This window comes from Fuscibacter oryzae (assembly GCF_016765795.1).
GTDB lineage: Bacteria > Pseudomonadota > Alphaproteobacteria > Rhodobacterales > Rhodobacteraceae > Fuscibacter > Fuscibacter oryzae.
The window spans coordinates 1-14554 of the sequence record NZ_JAESVP010000005.1 but is presented as its reverse complement, the minus strand read 5'-3'; the positions used below and the strand labels follow the sequence as shown (position 1 = coordinate 14554).

17 protein-coding genes are annotated in these 14554 nt (G+C 64.4%); 10 read left to right on the top strand and 7 right to left on the bottom strand.

Annotated features, from left to right (window positions below; translation table 11 throughout):
* From JI744_RS10520 to JI744_RS10510, 3 genes are all read right to left on the bottom strand, one after another.
* The gene (locus tag JI744_RS10520; protein WP_202660512.1) at positions 1–627 is read right to left on the bottom strand and encodes a class I SAM-dependent methyltransferase; all 627 of its coding nucleotides are present in this window, start codon (positions 625–627) and stop codon (positions 1–3) included.
* Positions 628–690: 63 nt separating this feature from the next.
* On the bottom strand, positions 691–1701 hold the full coding sequence (gene bmt / locus JI744_RS10515) for a betaine--homocysteine S-methyltransferase (RefSeq protein WP_202661470.1): 1011 nt from the start codon (positions 1699–1701) through the stop codon (positions 691–693).
* A gap of 148 nt (positions 1702–1849) precedes the next feature.
* Entirely contained in the window at positions 1850–2164 is a 315-nt protein-coding gene (locus tag JI744_RS10510; RefSeq protein ID WP_202660510.1) for a DUF1476 domain-containing protein, read from the bottom strand.
* A gap of 224 nt (positions 2165–2388) precedes the next feature.
* Here JI744_RS10510 and JI744_RS10505 point away from each other — a divergent pair, with 224 nt between their 5' ends.
* Together JI744_RS10505 and purS are read left to right on the top strand one after the other, a co-directional pair.
* A complete protein-coding gene (locus tag JI744_RS10505; RefSeq protein ID WP_202660508.1) occupies positions 2389–3156 on the top strand; it encodes a phosphoribosylaminoimidazolesuccinocarboxamide synthase in 768 nt (255 codons plus the stop codon).
* A 65-nt stretch (positions 3157–3221) separates the two neighbouring features.
* Entirely contained in the window at positions 3222–3461 is a 240-nt protein-coding gene (gene purS / locus JI744_RS10500) for a phosphoribosylformylglycinamidine synthase subunit PurS (protein WP_202660506.1), read from the top strand.
* A gap of 51 nt (positions 3462–3512) precedes the next feature.
* Here purS and JI744_RS10495 read toward each other — a convergent pair whose 3' ends face one another.
* Both JI744_RS10495 and JI744_RS10490 read right to left on the bottom strand, forming a co-directional pair.
* Positions 3513–4133, bottom strand: coding sequence for a thiamine phosphate synthase (locus tag JI744_RS10495; protein ID WP_202660497.1), 621 nt, complete (start codon positions 4131–4133; stop codon positions 3513–3515).
* A gap of 26 nt (positions 4134–4159) precedes the next feature.
* Complete coding sequence (locus JI744_RS10490) at positions 4160–4510, bottom strand: TfoX/Sxy family protein (protein WP_202660495.1); 351 nt, start codon at positions 4508–4510, stop codon at positions 4160–4162.
* Positions 4511–4589: 79 nt separating this feature from the next.
* On the opposite strand from JI744_RS10490, the gene JI744_RS10485 reads away from it, so the two are divergent.
* From JI744_RS10485 to JI744_RS10460, 6 genes are all read left to right on the top strand, one after another.
* On the top strand, positions 4590–5330 hold the full coding sequence (locus tag JI744_RS10485) for an RNA methyltransferase (RefSeq protein WP_202660493.1): 741 nt from the start codon (positions 4590–4592) through the stop codon (positions 5328–5330).
* 119 nt (positions 5331–5449) lie between these two features.
* Positions 5450–6688, top strand: coding sequence for a lytic murein transglycosylase (locus JI744_RS10480; RefSeq protein WP_202660491.1), 1239 nt, complete (start codon positions 5450–5452; stop codon positions 6686–6688).
* A gap of 61 nt (positions 6689–6749) precedes the next feature.
* Positions 6750–7904, top strand: a complete 1155-nt coding sequence (gene ctaA, locus JI744_RS10475) for a heme A synthase (protein WP_202660489.1) — start codon at positions 6750–6752, stop codon at positions 7902–7904.
* A complete protein-coding gene (locus JI744_RS10470; RefSeq protein WP_202660487.1) occupies positions 7901–9385 on the top strand; it encodes a carboxypeptidase M32 in 1485 nt (494 codons plus the stop codon). Before ctaA ends, JI744_RS10470 begins: the two co-directional genes overlap by 4 nt.
* Positions 9382–10593, top strand: coding sequence for an MFS transporter (locus JI744_RS10465; protein ID WP_202660486.1), 1212 nt, complete (start codon positions 9382–9384; stop codon positions 10591–10593). The genes JI744_RS10470 and JI744_RS10465 overlap by 4 nt, the downstream gene beginning before the upstream one ends.
* Complete coding sequence (locus tag JI744_RS10460; RefSeq protein WP_202660484.1) at positions 10565–10987, top strand: PaaI family thioesterase; 423 nt, start codon at positions 10565–10567, stop codon at positions 10985–10987. Before JI744_RS10465 ends, JI744_RS10460 begins: the two co-directional genes overlap by 29 nt.
* Positions 10988–11051: 64 nt before the next feature.
* Here JI744_RS10460 and JI744_RS10455 read toward each other — a convergent pair whose 3' ends face one another.
* Positions 11052–11423: a bactofilin family protein gene (locus tag JI744_RS10455; protein ID WP_202660482.1), complete on the bottom strand. Its 372-nt coding sequence runs from the start codon at positions 11421–11423 to the stop codon at positions 11052–11054.
* A gap of 164 nt (positions 11424–11587) precedes the next feature.
* Between JI744_RS10455 and speB the strand changes: the two genes are divergently transcribed.
* Positions 11588–12553: an agmatinase gene (gene speB / locus JI744_RS10450; protein ID WP_202660480.1), complete on the top strand. Its 966-nt coding sequence runs from the start codon at positions 11588–11590 to the stop codon at positions 12551–12553.
* Positions 12554–12633: 80 nt separating this feature from the next.
* A complete protein-coding gene (locus tag JI744_RS10445; RefSeq protein ID WP_202661469.1) occupies positions 12634–14295 on the top strand; it encodes an amidohydrolase in 1662 nt (553 codons plus the stop codon).
* Positions 14296–14351: 56 nt separating this feature from the next.
* On the opposite strand, the gene JI744_RS19110 is transcribed toward JI744_RS10445, so the two are convergent.
* A partial coding sequence (locus JI744_RS19110) for a hypothetical protein (RefSeq protein ID WP_236019386.1) occupies positions 14352–14554 on the bottom strand: 203 nt, incomplete at its 5' end.

The following is a 14554-nucleotide window of genomic DNA, read 5'->3' as shown; positions in this document are numbered from 1 at the left end:
TCAGCCGGTCTTGCAAAACAGGCTGAACTGGAACGATTGGGTATTGCCGCCCGGCGTCTGGTGCTTTTGCGCGCGGTGCGCGATCAGGGTGAATCGCCCTCCAACTTGCCGGGCAAGAGAGGTGGGGTCATACCTTATGACAGGCAAGCCGCTGCATCTGTCCGGACCATCGGGCGCAAAGGTGGCGATGATCGCATGGCCACCCGATGGCACTGCATCGTGCAGCCTTTCCAGATAGGCTGCCCGGTTCGTCGCCTCGGTCAGAAAGTGAAACACGGCGCGGTCGTGCCAGAGGTCAAATCTGCGCGGAACCGCCCATTGTGTGATATCGGCGGCAATCCAGTGGACCGTATCCGCCGCGCCCTCAAGCCTGTTGCGCGCGACTTCCAAAGCCACGGGTGAAAGGTCCAGAACCGTGATGTCACGCAGGCCGCGCGCGATCAGTTCTGCCGCCAGCCGCGACGTACCGCCGCCGATATCTATGACGGATGTTTCCGGCGTCAGGCCCGCCAGTAGCGCCAGCTCCAGCGATATGACGGGGCTGTCCTGATACCAACTTAGCGTGTCATCCGCCTTGCGTCGGTAGATATCGTTCCAGTGGGCCTGACGATCTGTTTCCAACGCCACCTCCCTTGCCTGACAGGATCACAGTGCTGGGGCAAAAGAGGTAGCGCAAGCCGGAAAAACAGGTTACCCCCGCCGCCCGCGCCGCTCGCGCTTCGGCCCTTCATCCCCGCCCGTGCCATCAGAGGCCGACGAAAAACCGCCGAGCTTACCAGCAATATCCTCCAGCGTCGGCCGCTCACCCTTGGGGCGGCTTTCCAGCGCCGCCCGCATCGCCCGCAGATGTTCGGGCATCGTGCCGCAGCAGCCGCCGATGATCCGCACGCCCGCATCGCGCGCAAGCACGGCATATTCCGCCATCAACTCGGGCGTGCCGTCATAGTGGATATGGCCATCGTGATACTTGGGAATGCCGGCGTTGCCCTTGGCGATGACGGGCCGCGCGGCGCCATGGGTGATGAAGCCCATCACCGTGCGCATCAGGTCAGACGCCCCGACGCCGCAGTTTGCCCCGAAGGCCAGCGGCGGATTGGGCAGGGTTTCGACCAGATCGGCCAGCGCCGAAGAGGTGACGCCCATCATGGTGCGGCCTGCGGTGTCAAAGCTCATCGTGCCGCACCAGGGCATGTTGGCCAGCTTGGCCGCCTCGGCCGCCGCGCGGTATTCTTCGGGGGCGCTAATGGTTTCGATCCAGAGCACATCCGCGCCGCCTTCTTTCAGCCCCTCGGCCTGTTCGTGAAATATCTCCACGGCAACGGCATGGGTCATGGTGCCCATCGGTTCAAAGATTTCCCCGGTCGGCCCGACCGAGCCTGCCACCACGACCGAACGCCCCGAGGCATCGGCAATCTCGCGCCCCAGCGCGGCCCCGACGCGGTTCAATTCGCGCACCCGGCTTTGGGCGTTGTGCAGCTTTAGCCGTGCCGCGTTGCCACCAAAGGTGTTGGTCAGGAAGATGTCGGACCCGGCATCCACCGCGGCCCGGTAAAGGGTGCGGATGTTGTCGGGCTGATCGACGTTCCACAATTCGGGCGGCTCACCGGACGACAGGCCCATGTTGAACAGGTTGGTGCCGGTTGCGCCATCGGCCATCAGCCAGTCGCGGGTGGAGAGGAGTTGGGAAAGTCTGTCCATGATAGGCCTTTGGGGCTTGGGGTTTGTTCTGTGGTGCCATGGGGGCGCAGGATAGGCAAATTCATATTGCGCATGATCATTTTCGATTGGCGGCAAATGAAAAGGCCGGGCGCCTGTCTGGCCCCGGCCCTGCGTATCATTTTGGGATGACTTAGTTCTCGGTCATCAACTGCGCTTTGGCGACGGCCAGCAGCTCGCCCAGCTTGGCGCGAATCTCGTCCGCGCCAGCCTTGGCACCCAGGTCGGTGGCCAGCCTGCGCACCACATCCTCGCTGCCCGCTTCCTCGAAATCCGCGGAAACCACTGACATTGCGTAGTCGTTGGCTTCATCGCCGGTTTTGCCCAGCAGACCTGCGGCCCACAGCCCGGCCAGCTTGTTGCGGCGGGCCTCGGCGCGGAACTGCATGTCGGCATCATGGGCGAATTTGGCTTCGAAAGCGTGCTCGCGGTCGTCGAACGTGGTCATCTCTGGCCCCCTGGGTCACTGATCCTTTCCCCCCATATGCCCGCAGCACCCCAGCCGATCAAGCCCCGTTGACGCCCAAGGAACCACCCCGCGACGGTTCGCCCCCGGTTATGGCGGTCGCAGGGGTGGCAGTCGGGTTGCGCTGGGCGGTTGCACGGCATATAGGCAGGGCACCGGGACAGGGTGGCCTTTGCTGCCCCGATACCCATTGGCATGAGGTCAAGATGGCGCGGCGCAAGAAGGTCTATGAGGGCAAGGCAAAGATCCTGTACGAAGGGCCGGAGCCGGGCACGCTGATCCAGTACTTCAAGGATGAGGCCGCCGCCGGTCAGCCAGAAGTGCAGCCCTCGGCCGTCGAGGGGCGGGGGGTGCTGAACAACCGCCTGTCGGAATTCTTCATGGCCGGGCTGAATTCCATCGGGGTGCCGACGCATTTCATCCGCCGCCTGAACATGCGTGAACAACTGGTCCGCATGGCCGAGATCATTCCGTTGCAGGTGGTCGTGCGCAACTTTGCCGCTGGCGAGCTGTCTACCCGCCTTGGCATTCCCGAAGGCATGCCGCTGCCGCGTCCGATCGTGGAATATTACTACAAGGACGAGCGGCTGAACGACCCGATGGTGTCGGAAGAGCATATCGTCGCCTTTGGCTGGGCCAATCAGCAGGATCTGGATGACATGATCGCGCTGGCCTTGCGGGTGAATGATTTCCTGTCGGGCGTAATGATGGGCGTGGGCATCCGCCTTGCCGATTTCCGCATCGAGGTGGGCCGCATCTGGGAGGGCGATTTCATGCGCCTGATCGTGGCCGACGAGATCAGCCCCGACAACTGCCGTCTGTGGGACATGCGCGGGTTGGCCGAGCGCGAAGGCACTGCCGGTGCACCGGTGGAACCGGGGCCTTTGGCCGATGTCTATACCGAGCTTGCCCGCCGTTTGGGTGTGTTGCCGTCGAACGTGACCCACGCGCCCAAGCCCACATTGATCAACTGACCTCTTGCCCTTCCCTTGCCCCTGCGGCTAAGGGGGCGGCATATCCTTTGCAGCGGAGAAAACCGATGAAAGCCCGTGTGACCGTGATGCTGAAATCCGGCGTTCTGGACGTGCAGGGCGAGGCGGTGCGCCACGCGCTGGGCACCTTGGGCTTTGCCGGTGTGAATGGCGTGCGTCAGGGCAAGGTGATCGAGCTGGATCTGGCCGAGACCGACAAGGCCGCCGCCGAAGCTGCGGTCAAGTCGATGTGCGACAAGCTTTTGGCCAATACGGTGATCGAAAGCTACCGCATCGAACTGCTGTAAGCGTTTCACTCCTTCAAAGAAATCGGCCCGAAATCTTTGAAGATTTCGGGTTCAGCCCAAGGGCGCGATCAGCGTCTTGAGGGCGGCAACTGGATTGTCGCTGGCCCAGATTTCCTCGCCAATACCGAAGAAATCGGTGACCGGGCCAAATTTCGCAACCAGTTCGGTGGTCAAGGCACCTTCGGCGATGCTGGGCACCTCGATCACCTGGCTCCACCAGTCGAACAGGTCGAATTCGACCTGCTCTCCTTTCCCTAGGGACGAGGCGCCGATCGGGCCAAAGGCGGCATAATCGGCCCCGGCCTCGCCCGCGCTCATCCCCTCGTGCCGGCTGGTGCCACAGAAGGCGCCGATGATGGCATCGGCCCCCAGATCCTTGCGCGCGGCGCGGACCGAACGGGCGCCGTCGGTCAGGTGAACACCATCCAGCCCCAGCCGCTCGACCAGCAGCAGATGGCTTTCGATCACAATCGCCACGTCGCGGGCGTGCGACACGACACGGCAGGCATCGCCCGCGCGCAACAGCGTGTCTTCATCCCGCGTGGCCAGCGCCAGACGGACACAGGCGACATCGACCTGATCCAGAACGGCGGCCAGTTGATCGGGGAACACCTCCAGATCAAAGGCGGGCGGGGTGATCAGGGTCAGTTGCGGGCGTTCGGTGTCAGACATGCGCAGATCTCCGGCTTTCGGCCCCCTTAGCGGCTTTTTCGCGGCTTGGCCAGTTTTGGCGGCAACGATTGCACGACAGCCAGCGCAAGCGCCATGATCTGGCCGCGTCGGGCGTCATCGGCTATGGCTTGATCGCTGGCATCGACCATGGCGGCCATGGGGCGGTCGCCCATCATCATGGGGGTGATGCCGGGAACGGCCAGCGCCGCCGCATAGCCCTCTTTCCCGACGCGGAACATGGCCCCGCCGCGGTGGACGCCGCAGACCATGTGGCCGTTCAGCAAAAAGGCGAGGCCGCCGAACATCTTCTTTTCCACGATGCCGTGCCCGGCCAGATCATCGCGCAAAAGCTGCGCCAGTCCTTCGTCCCATGCCATTCCGTCCTCCGATCTGCCCGCCTTGTCAGGTGGGGTCGTGAAGGGTATCACGGCCCGCACCCCAAGCCAAAGGCCACCCATGATCCCCCCCGCCTTCATTCTTGTGCGCCCGCAGATGGGCGAGAACATCGGCGCGGCGGCGCGGGCGATGTTGAATTTCGGGCTGGACCGGATGCGGATTGTGGACCCGCGCGACGGCTGGCCCAACCCAAAGGCCAATGCCATGGCCTCGGGCGCGGGCCGTGTGCTGGACCATGCCGGGGTGTTCCCCGATCTGGCGGCGGCGGTCGGTGATTGTGATTACGTCTTTGCCACCACCGCGCGCAACCGCGAGATGGTCAAGCCCGTGCTGACGCCCGAGCGGGCGATGGAACAGGCCCGCGCGCTGGTGGCGGCGGGCAAGCGGGTGGCCGTGATGTTCGGCCCGGAACGCGCGGGGCTGGAAAATGAGGATCTGGTGCATGCAAATGCGCTGATCACGGTGCCGGTGAACCCCGAGTTCCCGTCGCTGAACCTGGGCCAATGCGCGTTGCTGGTGGGCTATGAATGGGGTCGGCAGACGCAGGAGGTGGTGCCCGAGGTGATGAACCTTGCCCGCACCGAATTTGCCCAGCGGCACGAGGTGGAAAAGCTGGCCGAGCATTTTGAGGAGCGGCTGGAGGCGGCGGGCTTCTTTTTCCCACCCACCAAGGCCGACGGGATGCGGCTGAACCTGCGCAACATGTGGGGGCGGCTGAACCTGACGCGGGCCGAGGTGCAGACCTTTCACGGCATGTTGCGCCAGATTGCCTATAAGCTGAAGGTGCAGGGCGGGGAATAGGGTTTTGGTTCTTGGCGTTGGGCGACATTCCGCATGTTGCGACAGCGGGGGTTTCACACCCCCGCGCCCCCGTGGGATATTTATGAACAGATGATGGGCAGGCGGCTATGGGGGCGAGGATGATCACGCGGCGTGGGGCGGTTTTGGGGATGGTGTCGCTGGCGGGGCTTTCGGCTTGCGTAGGCGGCGGCGGGTCTGTGCCGCGCGTGCCATCGCAGGTGTTCCGGCCCGAGCCGAATGCGGCGTTTGACGCTTGGGTTGACGGGTTTCGGGCGCGGGCAGCGGGGCGGGGGATTTCCGGCGGCGTGATCGACGCGGCCTTTCGCCATGTCGGCTTCCTGCCCGGCGTGATCGAGCGCGACCGCAACCAGACCGAGTTTACCCGCACGACCGAGGATTACCTGTCCATCGCCGCCTCGGATGAGCGGGTGGCGCTGGGGCGGCAGATGGTTTCGCGCTTTGGCGGCGAGTTGGCGGCGATTGAGGGGCGCTATGGCGTAGACCGTTACATCGTGGCGGCGGTCTGGGGGCTGGAGAGTTTCTTTGGCACCCGGCGCGGCGATGTGCCGGTGATCTCTGCCCTGTCCACGCTGGCGTTTGAGGGGCGGCGGGGCGAGTTTTTCGAGGGGCAGTTGATTGCGGCGCTGAAAATCCTGCAGTCGGGCGATACGACGCCCGACCGGATGACCGGCAGTTGGGCGGGGGCGATGGGGCATACCCAGTTCATCCCGACCTCTTATCTGGCCTATGCGGTTGATTTCGATGGCGACTGGCGACGCGACATCTGGTCGGATGATCCGGGTGATGCGCTGGCTTCGACTGCCGCCTATCTGTCACGCTCGGGTTGGCAGCGCGGGCAGCCCTGGGGGATGGAAGTGCGCCTGCCCGCCGGGTTCGACACCGCGCTGGCCGGGCGCGGCAAGGGGCGGGCCACGGCGGAATGGGCGGCGATGGGGGTGACAGCGGCGGAGGGCGGCGGGTTGCCGGGCGGTGTCGGGTCGGTTCTTGCCCCGGCTGGGGCGGGCGGGCCTGCGTTTTTGATTTTCCAGAATTTCAACGTGATCCTGCGCTATAACAATGCCGAGAATTATGCGTTGGGCGTCGGCCATCTGTCGGACCGGTTGCGCGGGCAGGGGCCGCTGCGCGGCAGCTTTCCGCCCGATGCCACCGGGCTGACCAAGGCTGACCGGCAGGAGATTCAAACGCGGCTGGCGGGCATGGGCTATGACGTTGGCACGCCGGATGGGGTGATTGGCACCAAGACCAAGGATGCCATCAGCGCCTTTCAGAAATCGCGCGGGCTGGCGGTGACGGGGGTGCCCTCGCCAGACCTTCTGGCGGCTTTGCGTCGCGGCTGAGGGGGGGGTTGAAGCCCCCATTGCCCAAGCCTAGTGTCCGGCCCAAGCGAAGGGGACGGACATGGCCACAAAGCGCAGTATTTTCGAGGAAGTGGGCGCGGGCACCAAACCTGCACCGGTGCCTTCGGGCGGGTTGATCGACGGGCGCAAGGGCGCGCGCGGGGCTATCCGGCTGTGGCTGGTGGCGATTTTCCTGCTGGTGGCGGCGATGATCGTGGTGGGTGGGATGACCCGGCTGTCGGATGCGGGCCTGTCGATCACGGAATGGAAGCCTGTGACCGGGGCCATTCCGCCGATGAATGACGCGGCTTGGGGCGTGGAGTTCGATAAGTATAAGGCGACGCCGCAATTTGCCCTGATGAACAGCCAAATGACCTTGGAGGAGTTCAAGTCGATCTTTTGGTGGGAATGGGGGCACCGGCAGTTGGGGCGGCTGATCGGGATGGTCTGGCTGGTCGGGTTTACCGTTTTCCTGCTGGCGCGGAAGATACCAGCGGGCTGGACCGGGCGGCTGTTCGGTCTGGGTGTGCTGGGCGGCGCGCAAGGGGCGATTGGCTGGTGGATGGTGTCTTCGGGCCTGACCGGCAGCATGGTGTCGGTGGCGTCGTACCGGCTGGCGGTGCATCTGGGGATTGCCTTTGTGATCCTTGGTCTGTCGGCCTGGTATGTGCTGCTGTTGGGGCGGACAGAGACCGAGCTGATGCAGGCGCGCCGCGCAGGCGAGCGCAAGCTGAAGGGCATGGGCACCGGGCTGATGCATCTGGCCTTTGTGCAGGTGTTGCTGGGCGCGCTGGTGGCGGGCATCGACGCAGGGCGCGCCTTTCCGACCTGGCCCGATATGAACGGCAGCTTTTTTCCGGCGGATGCGTTTTATCTGCCCGAGGGCGGCGGGTTGTGGCGGGCGTTCTTTGAAAACCCGGGTCTGGTGCAGTTCAATCACCGGATCGTTGGATACTTGCTGTTCATCTTTGGCATTGGCGCGTATTTCGCTGCGCGCAAATCGCCCTATCTGGCAACGCGGCGGGCGTTCCTCGCGGTGGCGGTGATGCTGCTGGCGCAGGTGACCCTTGGCATCTTTACCGCGCTGACCGGGGCGCATCTGCATGTGGCGATCACCCATCAGATTGGCGCTGTGATCCTGTGGGTTCTGATCCTGCGGGCGCGGCATCTGGCAATTTATCCGGTTCAGGGTTCGATTCGTGAGGGCAGGGCATGACCAGCAACACCACCGCATTCGCCGATCTGATGGCGCATCAGCGCCAGACCGAGGCGCTGGGCTTTGTCGCCGAACGGCTGGGCTGGGATCAGGAAACCATGATGCCGCGGGGCGCTGCCGAGCAGCGCGGCGAAGAGATGGCGGCGATGGAGGGCGTTTTGCACGCCCGCCGCACCGATCCGCGGATTGGCGAGTGGCTGGTGGCGGCCACCGCCCCCGATGCGGCGGGCGAGGCGGCTTTGCGGCTGATCGGGCGGTCTTATGCGAGGAACGTCAAGGTGCCCGCCGATCTGGCGCAGGAGCTGGCGCGGGTGACGTCCACCGCACAAGGCATCTGGGCCGAGGCGCGGGCGCGCGATGATGTGGCGGCCTTTCTGCCGACGCTGGCCGAGGTGATTGCCCTGCGCCGACGCGAGGCGGAATGTCTGGCGGCGGGCGGCGACCTTTATGATGCGCTGATGGATGATTACGAACCCGGCGCGACGGCGGCCAGCATTGGCGCGATGTTCGACCGGATGCGGCCCCGGCTGGTTTCCTTGCGCGAGCGTATCCTTGGTTCGGCCCCCCAGCCCAAGGCGCTGGAGGGCAACTTTGCCACCGAAACCCAGTTGCGCCTGTCGCGCGATCTGGCGTCTGCTTTCGGGTATGACTGGAGCCGGGGGCGGATTGACCTTGCGGTTCACCCCTTCAGCTCTGGTGGCTGGAATGACAGCCGGATCACGACGCGGGTGGTGGAGACTGAGCCGTTCAACTGCTTTTATTCCACCATCCATGAGGTTGGCCATTCCAGCTATGAACTTGCGATTGACCCCGATTACGCGCTGACGCCGATGGGCCATGGCGTGTCGATGGGCGTGCATGAAAGCCAAAGCCGGATTTACGAAAACCAGATGGGCCGGGGCCGTGCCTTTACCGGCTGGATCTATCAGGAAATGCGCGAGCGGTTTGGCGAATTTGGTATCAATAGCCCCGAGAGTTTTTATGGCGCGGTGAACCGGGTGCATTCCGGGTTCATCCGCACCGAGGCGGATGAGGTGCATTACAACCTGCACATCATGATGCGGTTCGATCTGGAGCGCGCGCTGATCAAGGGCGATCTGGCGGTTGGCGATCTGGAGGCGGCATGGAACGACCGTTTCAAGGCCGATTTCGGTGCTGCGGTAGACCGGCCCAGCCATGGCATGTTGCAGGATGTGCATTGGTCGGTGGGGCTGTTCGGCTATTTCCCGACCTATACTTTGGGCAATGTCTATGCAGGCTGTCTGTGGCAGGCGTTGCGTGATGCCGTTCCGGATGTCGATGCAGCGCTGGCCAAGGGCGATGCGACGCCCGCGACCGGCTGGCTGCGCGAAAACCTGCAACGGCATGGCGGGCTGCGATCCCCGCGCGAAACCATCGCTTATGCCTGCGGCTTTGAACCCAACGAAGGCCCGCTGCTTGACTACCTTGAGACCAAATTCGGCGAGCTTTACGGGTTGTGACCAAGCACGCGGGCAGGGCGGTCTGGCTGCTGGCCTTGGGCCAGTTCTTGACCTATGCCGGGGTTTATTACTCCTTTGCCTCGCTGCTGCCCGATCTGCTGTCGGCGACGGGGTGGAGCAAGGGGCAACTGGCGGCCGGGCCTACGCTGGCCTTTCTGGTGGCGGCGCTGGTGACGCCTCTGACCGGGCGGCTGGTTGACCGGGGGTTTGCGACGCGCCTGCTGGTCGGGCTGCCCCTTGTCGCCGGATTGGCGCTGATCGGTCTGTCCGTTGCGGGCAATCCGATGATCTGGCTGGCGCTGTGGGGCGTGATCGGCGTGACGCAAGCGGGGATGATGTATGAAACCTGCTTTGCCCATCTGACACGCCATACCGGCGCCGAAGCCCGCGCCGCGATTACCCGCGTCACGCTGGTGGCCGGGTTGGCCGGGACGCTGAGTTTTCCCCTTGGCCATTGGCTTGGATCTGCTCTGGGCGGGCAGTATGCGCTGGTGGTATTCGGGGCGCTGATGATCTTTGGTGCGGCCCCGGTGAACCTGCTGGGGCTACGCAGTTTGCAGGCCGTGTCGGTGGCGGCACCCTCTCGGGTCGGAGAGGGCGGGGGCAGGTTGGGCCGGGCGATGCGCAAGCCGGCCTTTTGGGTGATCGCAGCCCTTTTTGGCCTGGTGATGCTGAACCACTCGCTGATCCTGACCTTTGTTTTGATCCTGATGGGCGGCAAGGGGGCCAGTCCGGCCACGGCGGCGCTGGCGGCGGCCTGTATCGGCCCGGCGCAGGTGGTGGGGCGCATCATTCTGATGATGAATGAGGCACGGATGACCAATGGCCGCGCTACGATCATTGCGCTGGTCATGGTGGCGCTGGCGGCGCTGGTGCTGAACAGTGCGGGGGGCTGGGTCGGTCTGATCTTTGTCTTTGCTGTCATGCAGGGGGCGGGGGTGGGCATTCTGTCGATCCTGCGCCCGGTGCTGGTGGTGGAATATCTAGGCCGCAGGGGCTTTGGCGCAATCTCTGGCGCGATTGCGGTTGCCCCGACGCTGGCGCAGGCTTTGGGCCCCAGTCTTGGTGCTTGGCTGATTGCCTGGGGCGGGGAAACGGCGGCGCTGGTTGCCGCGACGGCGATGGCCTTTGTTGGCGTGGTGCTGGGGCTGCTGCTGGCCAGTTGGCGCGTGAGGGGGGATGACGGTCTTGCAGATGACGGCAGATGAGTTGCAGCAATTTCTGGCGCGCGATTTCGGTCAGGTTGCCGAGGATTTCACGGTCGAGCGGGCCGATGGCGCGGGCCTGTGCCTGCGGCTGCGAGTGGCAGACCGGCACCTGCGCCCCGGTGGCACGGTGTCTGGCCCCGCAATGTTCGGATTGGCCGATGTGGCGATGTATCTGGCCATTCTGGCGCGGATCGGGCCGGTGGCTTTGGCGGTGACGACGAATTGTTCGATCGACTTCATGCGCAAGCCGGTGGCGGGCCGCGACCTGTTGGCCGAGGCGCGGGTGCTGAAGCTGGGGCGGGTGCTGGCGGTGGGGGATGTGCTGATTTTCTCGGAAGGAGAGGGTCAGCCGGTTGCTCGGGCGGGGCTGACCTATTCCATCCCGCCGAAATGAAAAAGGTGCGTGAGATCACGCACCCTACGGAAAGAGGAGGAGGTTGCCTGCTTTGCATGCACCTTTACGGATGGTTCAGGCGAAAGCGCCCTTCAATCTGCGCGCCGCTTTCGATCACCAGCGTTGAATAGTTCACATCTGCCGTGACCTGAGCCGCCGCGCGCAGGGTGAAATTCTCGCTATGGACCTTGCCGTCCAGCTTGCCCTTGATCTCGACCACATCGGCGGCGATGTCGCCGCTGACCTTGCCCTCGGACCCGACGATCAGGGCCTGTGCCTGAATGGTGCCCTCAACCTCGCCCAGAACTTCGACCTGACCGGTCGAGGTGACCTCTCCCACGATCTTGAGGTCGGCACCCAGAACCGAGCGCGTGTTGCCGCCCAGACCGGCAGGCCGGGCAGGGGTAGAGGTGGGGTCGGCGGTTTTCGAAAACATGCGGAAATCCTCGGCTGGCTTGGCGCGATAAGGACCGAAGGCGGCGGCGGGGTCAAGGGTCAGGCCCCCGGTTGGTCGGGAAGGAGACATTCGTTGGCGCAGAAGGGGCGACAGGGCGGGTGGAATTTGATCATATGGGTCGGGAATCAGCCTTTGGAGGTCATATGCAGGACGGGTTCTTCACGCCGGTTTCGGGGTTCGACATGCCGCGATTCGCAGGGATTCCCACCTTCATGAGGTTGCCGCATGTCGGGCTGGACCATCCGCGTCTGGCCGAGGTGCAGATAGGCCTGATCGGGGCACCCTGGGATGGCGGCACCACCAACCGCCCCGGCCCGCGCCACGGGCCGCGCCAGTTGCGCGATGCCTCAACCATGATACGGGCGCAGAACGGGGCAACCTGGGTCGCGCCGTTTCAACTGGCGCGCTGCGCCGATCTGGGTGATGTGGCGCCCAACCCCGGCGATCTGATGGACAGCATGGCGCGGATGGAGGCGTTTTATGACCAGGTGGTCGCGGCGGGCATCCTGCCGCTGACCGCCGGGGGCGACCATCTTTGCACCTTGCCCATTCTGCGCGCGGTGGCCAAATCGCGCCCGGTGGGCATGATACAGTTCGACAGCCACACCGACCTGAACGACATCTATTTCGGCACCAGTCGCTATAACCACGGCACCCCCTTTCGCCGCGCAGTGGAAGAGGGGCTGCTGGACCCCAAACGCTATGTGATCATCGGTATCCGCGGGTCGGCCTATGGGCGCGAGGATTGGGATTTTGCCGCCGCCAACGGCATCCGCATCATTCCTATCGCCGAGTTCCACGCGCGCGGGGCCGAGGATGTGATGACCGAGGCGCGCGAGATTGTGGGGCAGGGGCCGACCTATGTCACCTATGACATCGACTTCGTGGACCCGACCTTCGCGCCCGGCACCGGCACGCCCGAGGTGGGGGGGGCGAATTCGTGGCAGGCGTTGCAGGTGGCGCGGGGACTGCGCGGGCTGAATGTGGTGGGGGCCGATCTGGTCGAGGTGTCTCCACCCTTCGATGCGCAGGGCGGGACGGCGCTGTTGGGCATCCACCTGATGTTTGAAATGCTATGCGTCATGGCCGAGCGGATCGCCAAGGGCTGAGGGCGGACCAGAAGCGTGGACCGGGGGCTAGCCCCCGGACCCCCAGGATATTTTTACCAATGTGAAAGGAAAGAGCCGTGCTGGCTGAGATGATCATCACCAATGCCAAGGTTCTGACGATGGATGAAGGCGCGCCGCGCGCCGAGGCGGTTGCGGTGGCGGGGGGCAAGATACTGGCAGTGGGCAGCGCCGATGACGTGGGGCGGCTGACGGGGGCCGGGACGCAGGTGATCGATGCGGGCGGTCGCACGTTGCTGCCCGGCTTTGTGGAAAGCCATCTGCATCTGGTTCTAGGCGGGAATGAACTGACGCAGTTGCAGTTGGGCGGGGTATTGGGGTTCGAGGCACTGAGCGCAGCGTTTCTTGGCTATGCGGCGGCGAACCCCGACAAGCCCCTGCTGATGGCGCAGGGAGCGGCCTATGAGATTCTGGGCGATGCGGCGGTGACCCGGCAGGATCTGGACCGGATCATCGCCGACCGCCCGATTGCCATGACCTCGCCCGATCATCACACGGTCTGGGCCAATACGGCGGCCTTGCAGGCGGCTGGGCTGCTGCATGGTGCCACCATGCCGCATGGGCATGAGGTGGTGATGGCCGCTGATGGCATGGCCGCAGGCGAGTTGCGCGAGTTCGAGGCGTTCAGCCCCATCCTTGCGCTGTCGGGCGAGTTGCACCTGCAACTGGGCATCGCCACCGGCGGCGAGCCGGAACCCTGGCCCGATGCCGCACAGCGCGCGATTGACAAGGACAAGGTGGCGGCGGGGCTGGCGCATTGCGCGCGCCATGGCATCACATCGATGGTGAACATGGATGGCAACCTTTATACCCTGCGTCTGCTGCAAGAGATGGAGGCCGAGGGCCGGTTGACCGCGCGGGTCAAGGTGCCGTTCCACATGAAGCCGCATATGGGGCTGGAGGAGTTGGAGCGTGCCACCGCAATGACCGAAGCCGCCACGGGTGACTGGGTCTTTGCGGGCTTTGTGAAGATGTTCCAGGATGGCGTGGTCGATAGCCGCACGGCTTATATGCTGCACGACTATCCGGGCACCAACGCCCGCAGCGAGCCGCTGTTCGACCCGGAGCGGTTCAAGGACATCTGCGCCGAAGCGGATCGGCGCGGTTTACAGATCGCGGTTCATGCCATTGGCGACGGCGCGGTGCAGGTGACGATCGACGGCTATGAGGCGGCGCAGGTTCGGAATGGCAAACGCGACAGCCGCCACCGGATCGAACATATCGAGCTGATCGACCGGGCCGATGTGCCGCGCCTTGGCGCCCTTGGCATCACAGCCTCGGTGCAGCCGCCCCATCCGCCCGGCGTGATGGACTTCCCGCTGTCCACCATGGACCATGTGTTTCACCGCCACCGCTGGGTCGATGCCTATCTGTGGAAGACCCTGGCCGACCATGGTGCGCCGCTGGCTTTCGCCAGCGACTGGCCGGTGACCGATGTCAGCGTGATGCGCGGTATTCAGGCGGCGCTGACGCGGGTGCCGTTCGAAGGATGCCAGGATGAACGGGTGACGCTGGACGCGGTGCTGCGCGCTTATACGGCAGGTGGGGCATGGGCTGCGCATATGGAGGGGGTGACGGGGCGGCTGATTCCGGGCCTCGCGGCGGATCTGGTGCTGATCGATGGCGATATCGAGTCGATTCCTGCCACCGGAATCGGCGCTACGGGAATCGCTTTGACGGTTGCGGGGGGGCAAATCACCCACCAAGGGACTGGATTCGCTTGAGTTATCCACAGAGTCGGGCGGAAGAGGCATCATGCCGCCCGACTTTCCGCCGCGCATCATGCGTATGGCGAAGAAAATTTCACCAACAAAACTTGGGTTTCGCGGGGCTTCCGACAAAAAATCGTCACGAAGCCCGTTTTTTCCTCTTGCGGCTTTTGTCGTGTCTCCGTAAATACCGCCTCACCGAAGCGGAAGACGCTGAAAGAAGCGAAACGGAAGCGCGGTGAGACGGACGGAAGGCTGGTTGTGGCGGAAGCTG

Excerpts from the sequence above, each read along its gene's own strand:
- JI744_RS10510 (WP_202660510.1), bottom strand. The coding sequence starts at position 2,164 with ATGACCACGTTCGACGACCGCGAGCACGCTTTCGAAGCCAAATTCGCC.
- JI744_RS10495 (WP_202660497.1), bottom strand. The coding sequence starts at position 4,133 with ATGTCTGACACCGAACGCCCGCAACTGACCCTGATCACCCCGCCCGCC.
- JI744_RS10490 (WP_202660495.1), bottom strand. The coding sequence starts at position 4,510 with ATGGCATGGGACGAAGGACTGGCGCAGCTTTTGCGCGATGATCTGGCC.
- JI744_RS10460 (WP_202660484.1), top strand. The coding sequence starts at position 10,565 with ATGACGGTCTTGCAGATGACGGCAGATGAGTTGCAGCAATTTCTGGCG.
- JI744_RS10455 (WP_202660482.1), bottom strand. The coding sequence starts at position 11,423 with ATGTTTTCGAAAACCGCCGACCCCACCTCTACCCCTGCCCGGCCTGCC.
- speB (WP_202660480.1), top strand. The coding sequence starts at position 11,588 with ATGCAGGACGGGTTCTTCACGCCGGTTTCGGGGTTCGACATGCCGCGA.
- JI744_RS10470 (WP_202660487.1), top strand. The coding sequence starts at position 7,901 with ATGACCAGCAACACCACCGCATTCGCCGATCTGATGGCGCATCAGCGC.
- JI744_RS10480 (WP_202660491.1), top strand. The coding sequence starts at position 5,450 with ATGATCACGCGGCGTGGGGCGGTTTTGGGGATGGTGTCGCTGGCGGGG.
- JI744_RS10505 (WP_202660508.1), top strand. The coding sequence starts at position 2,389 with ATGGCGCGGCGCAAGAAGGTCTATGAGGGCAAGGCAAAGATCCTGTAC.
- JI744_RS10485 (WP_202660493.1), top strand. The coding sequence starts at position 4,590 with ATGATCCCCCCCGCCTTCATTCTTGTGCGCCCGCAGATGGGCGAGAAC.
- ctaA (WP_202660489.1), top strand. The coding sequence starts at position 6,750 with ATGGCCACAAAGCGCAGTATTTTCGAGGAAGTGGGCGCGGGCACCAAA.
- purS (WP_202660506.1), top strand. The coding sequence starts at position 3,222 with ATGAAAGCCCGTGTGACCGTGATGCTGAAATCCGGCGTTCTGGACGTG.